This window comes from Variovorax sp. YR752 (genome assembly GCF_943372545.1).
On the sequence record NZ_CALRZC010000075.1, the window covers coordinates 17,436 to 34,449 of the forward strand.

Here is a 17,014-nt window from a genome sequence, read left to right on the forward strand (position 1 = left end):
CAGTGCCCCCAGCAGTCAGGGGTCGGAGTGGTCTACGTGTTTCCACATAGTGCAATAGAATCGCACTATTTGAAAAACAAAAGCGCTTGTGCGACACTCGCGGCCATCCAAAAAACCACCCCCTGGAGACAAGCATGTCAGCAGTGCCTGATTCGTTCCTCGGTGCGGCCGCCAACGATGCGGACGCGCAGGAAACCCGCGAGTGGCTCGACGCCCTGTCGGCCGTCATCGGCACGGAAGGCGGTGATCGCGCGCACTTCCTGCTCGAGCAGTTGATCGACCATGCGCGGCAGGCCGGCGTCGACGTGCCGTTCTCGGCCAACACCGCCTACGTCAACACCATCCCGACCGACCAGGAAGAGCGCACCCCGGGCAACATCGAGATCGAGGAACGCCTGCGCAACTACATGCGCTGGAACGCGATGGCGATGGTCGTCAAGGCGAACCGCCTGCACCCCGCCGACGGCGGCGACCTCGGCGGCCACATCTCCAGCTTCGCCTCGCTGGCGACGATGTTCGGCACCGGCTTCAACCACTTCTGGCACGCCGAGAGCGAAGGCCATGGCGGCGACCTGCTCTACATCCAGGGCCACTCGTCGCCCGGCGTCTATGCGCGTGCCTACATGGAAGGCCGGCTGAGCGAGGAGCAGTTGCTCAACTTCCGCCAGGAGGTCGATGGCAAGGGCATCTCGAGCTACCCGCACCCGAAGCTGATGCCGGAGTTCTGGCAGTTCCCGACCGTCTCGATGGGCCTGGGCCCGCTGATGGCGATCTACCAGGCGCGCTTCCTCAAGTACCTGCACGCGCGCGGCATCGCCGACACCGCCAACCGCAAGGTCTGGGTGTTCTGCGGCGACGGCGAGATGGACGAGCCGGAAAGCCTGGGTGCCATCGGCCTGGCCGCGCGCGAGAAGCTCGACAACCTCGTCTTCGTCATCAACTGCAACCTGCAGCGCCTGGACGGCCCGGTGCGCGGCAACGGCAAGATCATCCAGGAGCTCGAAGGCGAGTTCCGCGGCTCGGGCTGGAACGTCATCAAGCTGCTGTGGGGCAGCTACTGGGATCCGCTGCTCGCGCGCGACAAGGACGGCATCCTGCGCAAGGTGATGATGGACGTCGTCGACGGCGACTACCAGGCGATGAAGGCCAACGACGGCGCCTTCGTGCGCAAGAACTTCTTCGGCCGCCACCCCAAGCTGCTGGAGATGGTCGCCAAGATGAGCGACGAGGACATCTGGCGCCTGCAGCGCGGCGGCCACGACCCGCAGAAGGTCTATGCGGCGTTCCATCGCGCCAACAGCCACAAGGGCCAGCCGACGGTGCTGCTGATCAAGACGGTCAAGGGCTTCGGCATGGGCAAGAGCGGCGAGGGCAAGAACACTGCGCACCAGACCAAGAAGCTGATCGACGAGGACGTGCGTGCCTTTCGCGACCGCTTCAACATGCCGATCCCGGATGACCAGCTGGCCGACATCCCGTTCTACAAGCCGGCCGACGACACGCCGGAGATGCGCTACCTGCACGAGCGCCGCAAGGCGCTGGGCGGCTACCTGCCCAAGCGCCGCACCAAGGCCGACGAGCAGTTCACCGTGCCGGCGCTGGAGACCTTCAAGTCGGTGCTCGAGCCCACCGCCGAGGGCCGCGAGATCAGCACCACGCAGGCCTACGTGCGCTTCCTGACGCAGTTGCTGCGCGACCAGGCGCTGGGCCCGCGTGTCGTGCCCATCCTCGTCGATGAGGCGCGCACCTTCGGCATGGAAGGCCTGTTCCGCCAGATCGGCATCTACAACCCCGCGGGGCAGCAGTACACGCCGGTCGACAAGGACCAGGTCATGTACTACAAGGAAGACAAGGCCGGGCAGATCCTGCAGGAAGGCATCAACGAGGCCGGCGGCATGGGCTCGTGGATCGCGGCGGCGACGTCGTACTCGACGAACAACCGCATCATGGTGCCGTTCTACGTGTACTACTCGATGTTCGGCTTCCAGCGCATCGGCGACATGGCCTGGGCTGCCGGCGACATGCAGGCACGCGGCTTCCTGCTCGGCGGCACCTCGGGCCGCACGACGCTCAACGGCGAAGGCCTGCAGCACGAGGACGGGCACAGCCACATCCTGGCCGGCACGATCCCGAACTGCGTCTGCTACGACCCGACCTTCGCCCACGAGGTCGGCGTGATCCTGCACCACGGCCTGAAGCGCATGGTCGAGAAGCAGGACAACGTCTTCTACTACCTGACGCTGCTCAACGAGAACTACCCGATGCCGGGCCTGAAGGCCGGCACCGAGGAGCAGATCATCAAGGGCATGTACCTGCTCGAGGAGGGCAAGAAGAAGACGCCGCGCGTCAACCTGCTGGGCAGCGGCACCATCCTGCGCGAGTCGATCGCGGCGAAGGAATTGCTCGAGAAGGACTGGGGCGTGGCCGCCAACGTGTGGAGCTGCCCGAGCTTCAACGAGCTGGCGCGCGACGGCCAGGACGCCGAGCGCTGGAACCTGCTGCACCCGACCGAGAAACCGCGCGTGCCCTTCGTCACGCAACAGCTCGAGCCGCATGCCGGCCCGGTGGTGGCGTCGACCGACTACATGAAGAACTTCGCCGAGCAGATCCGCGCCTTCATTCCGAAGGGCCGCGCCTACAAGGTGCTGGGCACCGATGGCTTCGGCCGCAGCGATTTCCGCAGCAAGCTGCGCGAGCATTTCGAGGTCAACCGCCACTACATCGTCGTCGCCGCGCTGAAGGCGCTGTCCGACGAGGGCAGCGTGCCGGCCACGAAGGTCGCCGAGGCGATCAAGAAGTACGGCATCAACACCGAGAAGATCAACCCGCTGTACGCATAACAAGACAACGGAGACAAGACATGGCAGTGGTGGAAGTCAAGGTCCCCGACATCGGGGACTTCAAGGACGTGGCCGTCATCGAGTTGCTGGTCAAGCCGGGCGACACGGTCAAGGCAGAGCAGTCGCTCGTCACCGTCGAGAGCGACAAGGCCTCGATGGAGATTCCCTCGTCGCACGCCGGCGTGGTGAAGGAGCTCAAGCTCAAGATCGGCGACACGGTCAGCGAGGGCACTCTGGTGCTGCTGCTGGAAGCCGAGGGCGCTGGCGCGAGCGCACCTGTCGCGCCGGCCGCAGCAGCGCCGGCTGCAGCGCCTGCGCCTGTCGCTGCCGCGCCTGCGGCCCCCGCCGCGAGCAGCGGCCCGGTCGAGGTGCTGGTGCCCGACATCGGCGACTTCGACGAAGTCGCGGTCATCGAGGTGTTCGTCAAGCCCGGCGACACCATCAAGGTCGAGCAGAGCCTGATCACCGTCGAGAGCGACAAGGCCTCGATGGAGATCCCCTCGTCCCACGCCGGCGTGGTCAAGGAGCTGAAGGTCAAGATCGGCGACAAGGTCAGCAAGGGCAGTCTGGTGGCGATCGTCGAGGCCAGCGCTGGCGCGGCCGCACCGGCTGCAACGCCTGCCGCAGCCCCGGTGGCTCAGGCAGCTGGCGCTGTGGCACCGGCCGCGGCGAGCGTGCCGGCCACCGGCCGCGGTTCGCCCACGGCGGCGCTGCCGGCCCATGAGCCGACCACGCCCAAGGGCACCCTGCCGCACGCCTCGCCGACGATCCGCCGCCTGGCGCGCGAACTCGGCGTGCCGCTCGACGAAGTGACGGGCAGCGGCCCCAAGGGCCGCATCACCCAGGAAGATGTGCAGGGCTTCGTCAAGGGCGTGATGGCCGGTGCCGTGCAGACGCAGGCCCAGAAGGCCAAGGCGCCTGCCGCGGCGGCCGCCGGTGGAGGCGCCTTCCCTGGCCTCCTGCCCTGGCCGCAGGTCGACTTCACGAAGTTCGGCCCGGTCGAGCGCAAGGACCTCTCGCGCATCAAGAAGATCAGCGGCGCCAACCTGCACCGCAACTGGGTGGTGATCCCGCACGTCACCAACCACGACGACGCCGACATCACCGAGCTCGAAGCCTTCCGCGTTCAACTGAACAAGGAGAACGAGAAGAGCGGCATCAAGGTTACGATGCTCGCCTTCCTGATCAAGGCCTCGGTCGCCGCACTGAAGAAGTTCCCCGAGTTCAACGCCTCGCTGGACGGCGATCAGCTCGTGCTGAAGCAGTACTTCCACATCGGCTTCGCGGCGGACACGCCGAACGGCCTGATGGTCCCGGTGATCAAGGACGCTGACAAGAAGGGCATCTTCCAGATCTCGCAGGAGATGGGCGAACTCGCCAAGAAGGCGCGCGACGGCAAGCTGAGCCCGGCCGAGATGAGCGGCGGCTGCTTCTCGATCTCGTCGCTGGGTGGCATCGGCGGGCGCTACTTCACGCCGATCATCAACGCGCCGGAGGTCTCCATCCTCGGCGTGTGCAAGAGCAGCACCGAGCCGCGCTGGGACGGCAAGGCCTTCGTGCCGAGGCTGATCCTGCCGCTGTCGCTGTCCTGGGACCACCGCGTCATCGACGGCGCCGCGGCCGCCCGCTTCAACGCCTACCTCGGTCAGATCCTGGCGGACTTCCGCCGGGTGCTGCTGTAAGGGGACCACGATGCCCATCATCGACATCAAGGTTCCGGACATCGGCGACTTCAAGGACGTCGCGATCATCGAGCTGCTGGTCAAGCCGGGCGACACGGTCAAGGCCGAGCAGTCGCTCATCACCGTCGAGAGCGACAAGGCCTCGATGGAGATTCCGTCCTCGCACGCCGGCGTGGTCAAGGAGCTGAAGGTCAAGCTCGGCGATACCGTCAACGAGGGCACGGTGGTGCTGACGCTGGAGGCAGCCGGGGCCGCCGCTGCAGCGCCAGTGGCTGCACCCGCCGCAGCGCCGGCCGCTGCAGCGCCTGCCGCGGCGACCCCCGCGGCCGCTCCGGCTGCGGCCAGCTACGCCGGCGGCGCCGACCTCGAGTGCGACATGCTCGTGCTCGGCGCCGGCCCCGGCGGCTATTCGGCAGCCTTCCGCGCCGCCGACCTCGGCCTGAAAACCGTACTCGTCGAGCGCTTCGCTACGCTCGGCGGCGTGTGCCTGAACGTCGGCTGCATTCCCTCCAAGGCGCTGCTGCACGTGGCCGCGGTGATGGACGAGGTCAAGCACTTCGAGTCGCTCGGCGTCAGCTTCGCCGAGCCGGTGGTCGACCTCGGCAAGCTCAAGGCCCACAAGGAAAAGGTCATAGCCAAGCTGACCGGTGGCCTGGCCGCGATGGCCAAGATGCGCAAGGTCACGGTGGTGCAGGGCACGGGCGAGTTTGCCGACCCGTTCCACCTGAAGGTCGTGCTCACCAAGGACGGGAGCACGCAGACCATCAAGTTCAAGCAGGCCATCATCGCCGCCGGCTCCAAGGCGGTGAAGCTGCCCTTCCTGCCGAAGGACGACCCGCGCATCGTCACCAGCACCGGCGCGCTCGAGCTGCGCCAGCGGCCGAAGAAGATGCTCGTCATCGGTGGCGGCATCATCGGCCTGGAGATGGGCACGGTGTATTCGACGCTGGGCGCGAAGCTCGACGTCGTCGAGATGCTCGACGGCCTGATGCAGGGCGCCGACCGCGATCTTGTCAAGGTCTGGCAGAAGCTGAACGCACCGCGCTTCGACAAGCTGATGCTGAAGACCAAGACGGTCGGCGCCGAAGCGACCAAGGACGGCATCCGCGTGATGTTCGAGGGCCTGGACGGCAGCAAGAGCGAAGGTGTCTACGACCTGGTGCTGCAGGCCGTCGGCCGCACGCCCAACGGCAAGAAGATCGCCGCCGAGAAGGCTGGCGTGATCGTCGGCGACCGCGGTTTCATCCCGGTCGACGTGCAGATGCGCACCAACGTGCCGCACATCTTCGCCATCGGCGACATCGTCGGCCAGCCGATGCTGGCGCACAAGGCGGTGCACGAGGCGCATGTCGCCGCGGAAGTCGCCGCGGGCCAGAAGGCGGAATTCGACGCCCGCGTGATCCCGAGCGTGGCCTACACCGATCCGGAAGTGGCCTGGGTCGGCGTCACCGAAGACGAGGCCAAGGCCAAGGGCATGAAGGTCAAGAAGGGCCTGTTCCCCTGGACGGCATCCGGCCGCGCCATCGCCAACGGCCGCGACGAGGGCTTCACCAAGCTGCTGTTCGACGAGGAGACGCACCGCATCGTCGGCGGCGGCATCGTCGGCACGCATGCCGGCGACATGATCGGCGAGGTGGCGCTGGCCATCGAGATGGGCGCCGACGCGGTGGACATCGGCAAGACCATCCACCCGCACCCGACGCTGGGCGAGAGCATCGGCCTGGCGGCCGAGGCATTCGAAGGCGCCTGTACGGACCTTCCGCCCGTCAAACGCTGATCAATGCACCCGGCGCGCGCTCAGCGCGCCGGCGTGTTGCGCGACATGCTGTCGGCGCGGGCGTCGAGCGCCGAGCGGTCGCTCGCGCCGATCTCGCCCACGACCACCGGGCAGCGCGCCGGCGCGTCGTCGCCGGCGCTCCAGCCGGCGGCTTCGTCGGCGGTCTTGTCGGCGCGTGCAATGCCCAGCGTCGTGCCCAGGCGGCTCATCGCCGCATGGGTGCGCGCGTAGGCCAGCGCGAGGTCGTGCTCGGCATTGGCGTAGGCACGGCGCGCGGTGTAGACCTCGTTCTCGGCATTCAGCAGGTCGAGCAGGCTGCGCTGACCGATGTCGAACTGCTGGCGGTAGGCGTCGCGCGCCTTCTCGATCGCCAGCGTGTTGCGCTCGAGGTAGACGAGCTGCTCGGTCAGCTTGCGCGTGTCGTTGTAGGCGATCGCCGCCACCTGGCGGGTGTCGCGGCACACACGGTCGCGCAGGTCGGCGGCCTGGTTCATCAGGCCGACCTGCTGGCGCACGCGCGCCTGGTCGGAGCCGCCGTTGTAGAGGTTCCAGTTCAGCACGATCTCGGCCGAGCCGTTGCGCTTCTGGTCTTCGACGCCGTCGACGTTGCGCCCGGCGGCGCTGCGCAGGCGCGCCTCGACGCGCGGCTGGAACGCCGACTCGCGCGCGCCGGCCGACTGGCGTGCGGCACGCAGGCCTTCGATGCTGGCGCTGATCGCAGCGCTGTTGCGCAACGATTCGGTCACTGCTTCGCCGGGGCTGGCCGGCACGCCGGGCTTGAGCATCGCCAGCGCGGGCAGTTGCGCCGGCGGCAGCTCGCCGACCACACGCTGGTAGCGTGCCGTCACGTCATGCAGGTTGGCGAGTTCGGTGGTCAGGTTCGATTCGGCCAGGGCCAGGCGCGCACCGGCCTGCTCGAGGTCGACGCCACGGCCGACGCCGGCCTTGACGCGTGACTGGATCTGCAGGAAGGCGTAGCGGTGCTGGACGTAGTTGTCCTCGGCCAGTTGCACCAGGCGGCGGAAGCGCTGCACGTCGTAGTGCGCGCGCGCGGCCTCGAGCACGGTCTGCTCGGTGGTCTCCATCAGCTCGAAGTAGCGCGCCAGGCGGTCATGCGTCAGGCGGGCCACGTCCTTGCTCGTGCCCAGGCCGTCCCACAGCAGCTGCGTCAGGCTCAGGCCGACCTGGCTGCGGTTGAGCGACTGCGATTCGTCGGGGATGCGGCCGGTGATGCGGTCGTTGTCGCGGCCGACGCTGGCGTTGAGGTCGACACGCGGCAGGAAACCGCCGCGCACCACGTCCACCGCATCGGTGGCCGAGCGGTAGGCGTTGAAGCGCGCCGTGACCTCGGGATTGGTGCTGACCGCCTTCTGCGCCGCTGCACGGAGCGGTTCGATGTTCTGAGCGACACTGCTGCCCGCGGCCAGGAGCAGCGTCACGGCTGCGCAGATCGCCCTCGATTTGAAATGCATGGTTCTCCGGTCCGTCGAATCGCCGCGATGACGCAGCGCAAGCGAGAGGAAGTGTAGTGAGGACTGACGCAGGCCCTGTCGGCAGTGATGGATCTCACGAAGTTTTTCACGGCTGAACATCACGCCCGAGGGCTGTTTGCAACAGATTGCGTACGGAATTCCGCGTCTGCGCCGGCTTAGGCCCTCAAGCTGCCGCTTGAAGCGACGAGAACAAGTCGTCGATGCGCCTACCGATGCCGCAGTGCCTGTCACGTCCGGTCGCCCAGGCCGCTGCCCTCTGGCTGCGGCGCTTGGTCGTGGCCGCGTCTGTCGTGCTGCTGCTGGCGGGCACTGCCAGCCGAGCCTGGGACCGCGATCGCATGACTGCCGCCGCGCAGCGCACCGGTGCGCGTGCCGCGGCGGCTGCCCAGGCGCTGCAGGCACTGCTCGCCGAGGCGCCGGCCAACGACGAGCCGGCCCTGCTCGCTGCCGTCAACGACTTCTTCAACCGGCGTGTGGTGTTCATCGACGATGCCGCGGTCTGGGGCCAGGACGACTACTGGGCCAGCCCGCTCGAGATGCTCGAGAAGGGCCGCGGCGACTGCGAGGACTACGCGATCGCCAAGTACTTCAGCCTGCTGGGGGCCGGCGTGCCGATGGCGCGGCTGCGGCTGGTCTATGTGCGCGCGGCGATCGGTGGGCCGGGCGGCGCGGTGCAGGCGCACATGGTGCTCGCCTGGTACGCGCAGCCCGGCGCCGAGCCGCTGATCCTCGACAACCTGATCGGCGAGGTGCGCCCCGCCTCGCGCCGGCCGGACCTGACGCCGGTGTTCAGCTTCAACGGCGAGGGGCTGTGGCAGGGCGCGGCCGGCGCAGCCGCCGGCGACCCGACGGCGCGGCTGTCGCGCTGGCGCGAGGTCCTTGCGAAGGCGCGTGCGGAGGGGTTCCAATGAGAGCAGGGAGAACAAGATGTCGTTGATCGGCCAGATCTGGCTCAAGCTGTTCGTGGTGCTGATGCTGGCTTTCGTCGGCAGCGTGGCGGTGCACACCGACGCGCTGCGCGGCACGCTGCAGACGCAGCTGCGGCTGAAGAACGCCGACAACGCGACTGCGATCGCGCTGGTGCTGTCGCAGCAGAAGGGCGACGCGGCGCTGATGGAACTGGTCATGTCGGCGCAGTTCGACACTGGCTTCTACCGCCGCATCCGCTTCGTCGCCGCTGACGGTGAGCAGCGCTACCTGCGCGAGGCCGCGCCGCAGCCGCTGGACGCGCCGGCCTGGTTCGAGCGCCTGCTGCCGATCGAGGCGCCGGCCGGCGTGGCCCAGGTGTCGGACGGCTGGCGCGCGCTCGGCCGCGTCGAGGTGCAGAGCCAGGACACCTTCGCCCACGACGAGCTCTGGTACGCCGTGCAGCACGCCGGCGCCGCGATGGCGGTGGTCGGCCTGCTGGCCGCGCTGGCCGGCGCGCTGATCGTCAACCGCATCCGCCGCCCGCTCGAGCTGACCGTCGAGCAGGCGCGCTCGCTCGAGCGCGGCGAGTACGTCACCGTCGCCGAACCGTCGGCGCCGGAACTGCGCCGCCTGGTGCGCGCGATGAACTCGATGGTGGCGCGCCTGAAGCTCGTCTTCGAGGGCCAGGCCACGCAGGTCGAGACGCTGCGCCGCCAGGCCAACTGCGACCCGCTGACCGGCCTGTCCAACCGCGCGCACTTCATGGGCCAGCTCGGCACCGTGCTGCAGCGCGAGGACGGCAGTGCCGAAGGCGGGCTGGTGCTGCTGCGCGTGATCGATCTCGCCGGCCTGAACCGCGCGCTCGGCCACGATGCGACCGACGGGCTGATCCGTGCGATCTCGCAGGCGCTGCAGGCCTACACGCTGCGCGTCAAGGGCTGCTTCGTCGGCCGCCTGAACGGTTCCGACTTCGCGATGTGCCTGCCGGTCGGCGGCGTGGCGGAGGAAACCGCGCGTGCGCTGGCCGAAGGCCTGAGGGCCGTGCTGCCCGCGATCGGGCAGCAGGCGGCGGTGGCCGCAGGCGCGGTGGAGCTGCAGCGCGGCGCGCCGATCGCGGAGCTGATGGGCATGGCCGACCTGGCGCTGGCGCGCGCCGAGGCGCAGGGCGCCTTCGCGGTGGCCACTGCCGGCGAGTCCGGCGCGCTCGTCAAGCTCGGCGAGGGCGGCTGGCGGCGACGCCTCCACGAGGCACTGGCCGAAGGGCGGGTCGGTCTCGTCGAGTACCCGGTGCGCGCGAGGAGCGGCGAGATGGTGCACCTGGAATGCCCGCTGCGTGTGCAGATCGAGCCGGAGGGTGCGCTCGAGCCGGCTGCGCGCTGGCTGCCGCTGGCGGCGCGCGCGCGCCTCACGGCGATGCTGGACGAGCGCGCCCTGGCGCTGGCGCTGGCCGCCATCTCGGCCGACGGGCAGTCCCGTGCGGTCAACCTCGCCGTCGCCTCGCTGGCCGACAGCGGATTCGCTGCGCGGCTGCGCGCGCAACTGCTGCAGGCGCCGCGCGCGGCACGCCAGGTCTGGCTGGAGGTGCCCGAGATCGCCGCGGCCGAGCACTTCGAGCTGGTGCGCGAACTCGGCCGGCAGTTGCGGCCGGTGGGCGCGCGTGTCGGCCTCGAACATGCCGGCGAGCGGCTCGGCCGCATCGAGCGCTTGTTCGAACTGGGCCTGGACTACGTCAAGCTCGATGCCGCCGTCACGCTGGGCATCGGCCGAGACAGCACGCGCGCCGGCTTCGTGACCGGCGTGGCGGCGATGCTGCACAGCCTGTCGCTGCAGGTGATTGCAGAGGGTGTGAGCGACGCCGCCGACGCCGAGGCGCTGTGGCAGTGCGGCGTCGACGCGCAGACCGGCCCCTGGGTCAGCGGGCAGTCCGCACGCCGCGGCTGAGCCGCAAGCGCAGGGCAAGCGCCACGGGCTGGCGAGACGCCAGCCCGTCTGATCTCAGCTGCCGGTGCTGTCGACGATCAGCTTGCCGCGCGTCAGCAGCTCCTGGACGATCTGTGCATCGGTGGCGCCGCTGCCCAGTCCGAGCGCTCCCGGCAGATCCACACCCTGCAGCACGATGGTCTGGTCGGTGGCGCCAGCCGAGTAGGCGCCGTCGGTGTACTGGCCGGTCGAACTGATGCGGATCGTCGTCGAGGCCGTGGCGCCGCTGCCGCTGACCGCGAAGTCGAGGAAGTTGGCCAGGTTGCCAGCGGTGTTGCCGGCACCGAGCACGTCGCCCGACAGCAGGTCGCGCAGGTCCAGCACGTCGCCGCCGGCCGACACCGCGCCGACGTTGAAGTCGGTGATCGTGTCGACCGCCGGCGTGCCCGCGCTGCCCGCGTCGGCCAGTGACCAGGCGAACACGTCGGCCGTGCCGTCGGCGGCGCCCGCCGCCGCACCGCCGGTGAGCGTGTCGTCGCCGGCGCCGCCGCGGATCAGGTCGCTGCCGGTGCCGCCGAGGATGATGTCGTTGCCAGCATCGCCCCACAAGGCGTCGCTGGCGGCTCCGCCGTTGATCGAGTCGTTGCCATCGCCGCCGCGCACCAGGTCCTCGCCGTTGCCAGAGCTCACGGTGTCGTTGCCGCCCAGGGCATTGACGAAGTTGTCGCCGTTGTTGCCGTTGATCGTGTTCGCAGCGCCTGAGCCGGTGTAGCTCGTCCCGTCGGCGGAATCGGCGAGCAGGGTGATCGTCGACGAGTCGGACGCTTCCGCACCGGTGCTGGTCTCGCGTGTCACCGCAGTGACGGTCAGCGCCGTGGGCGTGTTGTGGTTCGCCGGCAGCGTGAGTGTCAGGCCGTCGAGTTGCGCCGCGGTGAACTGCCACACGCCGCCGCCGTTGTTGGTGCCGGCACTGAAGCTGAACCCGGCAGGCACGCCCGAGACCAGCACACGCAGGGTTTCGGAACCATCGACGTCGACCCGCGTGGCCAGGATGGGGAAGTTGACGGTGGCGGCCGTGTCTTCCTGCACCACGGTGACGATGGTCGTGTCGCCGGCCACCACCGGCGCGTCGGCCACCGCCGTCACCAGCACGGGCAGCGTGCCCGTGGTGGTGGCTGTCTGACCGGTCGACTCGGTTGCGGTCGCCGTGACGGACAGGTTGATCGTGCCCGCGTAGTGCAGCGGCGGCGTGATCGTCAGGTTGTTGAGCGACCAGCTCGTCACCACCACGCTGGTGTTGCCCGCGGTGGCGGTGAAGGTGTTGGTGCCGTCGCTGATGACCGCGCCGACCGGGATGCTGCCGATGCGCAGGCTGAGCGTCTCGGAGCCGTCGGTGTCGTTCAGGCTTGCGGAGATGCTGCCCAGGCGAATCGCCGTGTCCTCGCTTCCGCCGGCGCCGCCGGGGTAGTAGCCGCCGTCGCCGTTGGGCACCATCGGGCCGGCCACCGTCGGGCTGCTGCTGAAGTCGCTCGCGCTCGTGTAGATGCGGAAGTTGCTGGTGTTCAGGTCGACCGAGGCAGCGCCGTTGACCGACATGTTGATGTCGAGGTCGCCGACGCCGTCGCCGTTGTAGGCGATCACCTCGAGCGAGTAGTAGCCGGACACCGACGGCGTGAAGCCGGAGGCCGTGAACGCGCCCCAGTTGTTGAAGCCGACGCCGTAGACGCTGTTGCCGCCGAGCTTGACGGCCAGCGTGTCGTCGCGGCTGCCGGTGACCTCGTAGGTCTGGCCGGCCGTCAGGTAGATGAAGCCGGTGTAGCGGTAGGCGTCGTCGACGTTGAGGTCGGGGATCGAGATGTCGGTGACGACGCTGGTCGAAGTGCGCGTGGCAGCCTCGACCGCCGTCTCGACCGTGGCGATGTCGCCGGCGTTGGCCGAACTGACCGAGCCGATGTCCTGGAAGAAGTCGCGCACGAGGCCGGTGCTCGGCGGCAGGCTCGGCGGTGTGCTCGTGCCGCCGGTGCTCGAGGTTCCGTTGATGACCAGCGTCGGCGCATCGGCCACCGCGGCGATGTTGACCGTCACGCTCGCCGTCGACGTGCCGCCGCGACCGTCGGACACCGTGTAGGTGAACGTGGCCGGGCCGCTGTAGTTGGCCGTCGGCGTGAAGACGATGTTGCCGCCGGACAGCGCCACCGTGCCGTTGACGGCGTCCTGAACGCTGGTGATGGTCAGCGTGTCGCCGCTGTCGGCGTCGCTGTCGTTGCCCAGCAGGGTGGCCGGCACGATGGTCAGCGCCGTGTCCTCGGTTCCCGGCCCGCTGTTGGCGTTGGCCACCGGCGCGTCATTGGTGCCGGTCACGGTGATGACCAGATTGGCAGTCGACGTCGCGCCGTTGTCGTCGGTCACCGTGTAGGGCACGGTGATGATCTGCTGCTGGCCGACGCCGAGCGACTGGTAGGCCGCGTCGGCGGGGTTGAAGCTGTAGCTGCCGTTGCTGTTGAAGGTCAGGCCGGCCGGGGCCGCGCCGTTGAGCGCGTAGCTGAGCGTGGCGCCGGTGTCGACGTCGGTCGCGGTGACCGCGCCGTTGACCACGGCCGCATCCTCGGCGACCGTGAAACCCGCAGCCTGCGCGAGCGGCGCGTCGTTGAGGCCGTTGACGGTGACGGTGATCGTGCGCTGCGTGCCATCGGTGCTGGTGACGACGAAGCTCTCCGTCGGCGCGCTGCCGGCCGGCAGGGCCTGCACGTTCGCAGCCGCATTGTTCAGCGTGTAGCTCCACACGCCGCCGGCGCTGATCGAGAAGCTGCCGTAGGTGCCGGGCGTGCCGCTCTGCGCCACGAAGCTCGACTGGCCGGCGTCCGGGTCGGTGATGACCAGTGTGCCGCCGGTCGACAGCGTGGTGTCTTCCTGCACCGCGCCGGCCAGCGGGCCGGTGATGGTCGGCGCGTCGGCGGCGCCGGTGATGGTGAAGGTGATGGTCGCCTGCGAGGTGGCGCCGGCGGTGTCACGCATCGTGTAGGTGAACGACTCGGTGACCACCTGGCCGGCGAGCAGCGCCTCGGCTGCGGGGCGGTTGGCCGCGTAGCTGTAGGAGCCGTCCGCGTTCAGCGTCAGCGTGCCGTAGGTGCCGGGCAGGCCGGTTCCCACGGTGCCGCCGGTGGCGCCGAAGCTGATGGCCGAGACGGTGCGCGAGTCGCCGCTGTCGATGTCGGTGTCGTTGGCGAGAACGCCGGTGGCGGCGGTGGTGGTGAGCGTGGCGTTCTCGGCCAGCGCGCCGCTGTCGGCCACGGCCACCGGTGCGTCGTTCGTGCCGGTGACGGTGATGACGAGGTTGGCGGTCGAGGTGGCGCCGGTGTTGTCGGTGACCGTGTAGGGAACCGTGATGACGGTCGACTGGCCGACGCCGAGCGACTGGTAGGCGGCGTGCGACGGGTCGAAGCTGTAGCTGCCGCCGCTGTTGAAGCTCAGGCCCGCCGGAGCCGCACCATTGAGTGCGAAGGTCTGCGTGGCGCCGGCGTCGACGTCCGTGGCGGAGACCGAGCCGCTGACGATCGCGGCGTCCTCGGCGACGGTGAATGCGGCGGCCTGGGCGACGGGTGCGTCGTTGGTGCCGGTGACCGTGATCACCAGGTTCGCGGTCGAGGTGGCACCGGCGTTGTCGGTCACCGTGTAGGGCACGGTGATGACCTGCGACTGCCCGGCAGCCAGCGACTGGTAGGCCGCGTTGGCGGGGTCGAAGCTGTAGCTTCCGTTGGCGTTGACCACCAGCCCGGCCGGCGCTGCGCCGTTCAGCGCAAAGCTCAGGATGGCGCCTGCATCGGCGTCGGTGGCAACCAGCGCGCCGCTGACCACCGCCGCATCCTCGGCGACCGCGAAGGCGGCGGGCTGGGCGACCGGTGCATCGTTGACCGGCGTGACGTTGATGGTCGTGCCGGCGTTGACGGTGACCGTGCCATCCGAGACGGCGTAGGTGAAGCTGGTGCTGGTCGATGCGAGCAGATCCGCCGGGGCGTCGAACTGCAGGCCGGCGAGCTGGGCGGCGGTGAGCACCTGGCCGTTGGTGACGGGGGTACCGTCAGCCAGCGTGATCGTGCCGACCGAGGGCAGGCCGGTGACCGTGATCGTCAGGGCATTGCCATCGACATCGGTCGGTGCCACCAGGCCCAGCGGCGTATTGGCCGATTCCTCGGCGACCGTGAGTGTGGAGTTGGAGACGACTGGCGCATCGTTGACCGGCGTGACGTTGATGGTCGTGCCAGCATTGACGGTGACCGTACCGTCGGAGACGGCGTAGGTGAAGCTGGTGCTGGTCGAAGCCAGCAGATCCGCCGGGGCGTCGAACTGTAGCCCGGCGAGCTGGGCCGCAGTGAGCACCTGGCCGTTGGTAACCGGCGTACCGTCGGCCAGCGTGATCGCGCCGACTGAAGGGAGACCCGTGACGGTGATCGTCAGCGTGTCGCCGTCGACGTCCGTCGGCGCGGTCAGGCCCAGCGGCGTATTGGCCGACTCTTCAGCGACGGTGATCGTCGAGTTGGACGCGACCGGTGCGTCGTTGACCGGCGTGACGCTGATGGTCGTGCCTGCATTGACAGTGACCGTCCCGTCTGAGACCGAGTACGTGAAGCTCGTGGACGCTGAGGCGAGCAGATCCGCCGGCGCGTCGAACTGTAGGCCGGCAAGCTGAGCGGCGGTGAGCACCTGGCCGTTGGCGACTGGCGTGCCATCGGCCAGCGTGATCGAGCCCAAGGCAGGCAGGCCGGTGACGGTGATCGTCAACGCATCGCCGTCGATGTCTGTCGGAGCCGTCAGGCCCAGCGGCGTGTTGGTCGATTCCTCGGCGACCGTGATCGTCGAGCTGGAGACGACCGGTGCATCGTTGACCGGCGTGACGCTGATGGTCGTGCCGGCGTTGACGGTGACCGTGCCGTCCGAGACGGAATAGGTGAAGCTGGTCGACGTGGAGGCGAGCAGGTCTGCCGGGGCGTCGAACTGCAGGCCGGCGAGCTGCGCGGAGGTGAGTACCTGGCCGTTGGTAACCGGCGTGCCGTCAGCCAGCGTGATCGTGCCGACCGAGGGCAGGCCGGTGACGGTGATGGTCAGCGCATTGCCGTCGATGTCTGTCGGCGCGGTCAGGCCCAGGGGCGTGTTGGCTGACTCTTCAGCGACGGTGATGGTCGAGCTGGAGGCAACCGGTGCATCGTTGACCGGCGTGACGCTGATGGTCGTGCCGGCATTGACGGTGGCGGTGCCGTCGGAGACGGAGTAAGTGAAGCTGGTCGACGTGGAGGCGAGCAGATCCGCCGGCGCATCGAACTGCAGCCCGGCGAGTTGAGCGGCGGTAAGCACCTGGCCGTTGGTGACGGTGGTGCCGTCAGCCAGCGTGATCGTGCCGACCGAGGGCAAGCCGGTGACGGTGATCGTCAACGCATCGCCGTCGATGTCTGTCGGAGCCGTCAGGCCCAGCGGTGTGTTGGCCGACTCTTCGGCGACGGTGATCGTCGAGCTGGAGGCGACCGGCGCGTCGTTGACAGGCGTGACGCTGATCGTCGTGCCGGCATTGACGGTGACGGTGCCGTCGGAGACGGAGTAGGTGAAGCTGGTGCTGGTGGAGGCGAGCAGATCCGCCGGCGCGTCGAACTGCAGGCCGGCGAGTTGAGCGGCGGTGAGCACCTGGCCGTTGGTGACGGCGGTGCCGTCTGCCAGCGTGATCGTGCCCACGGCTGGCAGGCCCGTGACGGTGATGGTCAACGCATCGCCATCGATGTCTGTCGGCGCGGTGAGACCCAGAGGCGTATTGGCCGACTCTTCGGCGACCGTGATCGTCGAGCTGGAGGCGACCGGTGCATCGTTGACTGGCGTGACGTTGATGGTCGTGCCGGCATTGACGGTGACCGTGCCATCCGAGACGGCGTAGGTGAAGCTGGTGCTGGTCGAGGCGAGCAGATCCGCCGGCGCGTCGAACTGAAGACCGGCGAGCTGGGCTGCGGTGAGGACTTGCCCGTTGGCGACCGGCGTGCCATCAGCCAGCGTGATCGACCCGACGGCAGGCAAGCCGGTGACGGTGATCGTCAACGCATCGCCGTCGATGTCTGTCGGAGCCGTCAGGCCCAGCGGTGTGTTGGCCGACTCTTCGGCGACGGTGATGGTCGAGCTGGAGGTGACGGGCGCGTCGTTGACCGGCGTGACGCTGATCGTCGTGCCAGCGTTAACGGTGACCGTGCCATCCGAGACGGAGTAGGTGAAGCTGGTGCTGGTCGAAGCCAGCAGATCCGTCGGTGCGTCGAACTGCAGCCCGGCGAGCTGGGCGGCGGTGAGCACCTGGCCGTTGGTGACGGCGGTGCCGTCGGCCAGCGTGATCGTGCCCACGGCAGGCAGGCCCGTGACGGTGAT

General features: G+C 69.0%; 7 protein-coding genes. 5 read left to right on the forward strand and 2 right to left on the reverse strand.

All coding sequences use genetic code 11. The features are described 5' to 3' along the window. Nucleotides 1-134: 134 nt before the first annotated feature. Genes aceE through lpdA form a run of 3 tightly spaced genes read left to right on the forward strand, consistent with a single transcriptional unit; the run spans nucleotide 135 to nucleotide 6,299 of the window. On the forward strand, nucleotides 135-2,840 hold the full coding sequence (aceE, locus tag AAG801_RS18760; RefSeq protein ID WP_341889706.1) for a pyruvate dehydrogenase (acetyl-transferring), homodimeric type: 2,706 nt from the start codon (nucleotides 135-137) through the stop codon (nucleotides 2,838-2,840). Nucleotides 2,841-2,860: 20 nt separating this feature from the next. Beyond that, nucleotides 2,861-4,522: a dihydrolipoyllysine-residue acetyltransferase gene (aceF, locus tag AAG801_RS18765; RefSeq protein WP_341889707.1), complete on the forward strand. Its 1,662-nt coding sequence runs from the start codon at nucleotides 2,861-2,863 to the stop codon at nucleotides 4,520-4,522. A gap of 10 nt (nucleotides 4,523-4,532) precedes the next feature. Beyond that, complete coding sequence (lpdA, locus tag AAG801_RS18770; RefSeq protein WP_341889708.1) at nucleotides 4,533-6,299, forward strand: dihydrolipoyl dehydrogenase; 1,767 nt, start codon at nucleotides 4,533-4,535, stop codon at nucleotides 6,297-6,299. 20 nt (nucleotides 6,300-6,319) lie between these two features. On the opposite strand, the gene AAG801_RS18775 is transcribed toward lpdA, so the two are convergent. After that, nucleotides 6,320-7,771, reverse strand: coding sequence for a TolC family outer membrane protein (locus AAG801_RS18775; protein WP_341889709.1), 1,452 nt, complete (start codon nucleotides 7,769-7,771; stop codon nucleotides 6,320-6,322). Nucleotides 7,772-7,992: 221 nt separating this feature from the next. Here AAG801_RS18775 and AAG801_RS18780 point away from each other — a divergent pair, with 221 nt between their 5' ends. Next, nucleotides 7,993-8,703 (forward strand): transglutaminase-like cysteine peptidase, encoded by a 711-nt coding sequence (locus AAG801_RS18780; protein ID WP_341889710.1) that lies wholly within the window; start codon nucleotides 7,993-7,995, stop codon nucleotides 8,701-8,703. 16 nt (nucleotides 8,704-8,719) lie between these two features. Continuing rightward, entirely contained in the window at nucleotides 8,720-10,642 is a 1,923-nt protein-coding gene (locus AAG801_RS18785) for an EAL domain-containing protein (protein WP_341889711.1), read from the forward strand. A gap of 54 nt (nucleotides 10,643-10,696) precedes the next feature. On the opposite strand, the gene AAG801_RS18790 is transcribed toward AAG801_RS18785, so the two are convergent. Further along, a complete protein-coding gene (locus AAG801_RS18790) occupies nucleotides 10,697-16,990 on the reverse strand; it encodes an Ig-like domain-containing protein (RefSeq protein WP_341889712.1) in 6,294 nt (2,097 codons plus the stop codon). Nucleotides 16,991-17,014: the final 24 nt, after the last annotated feature.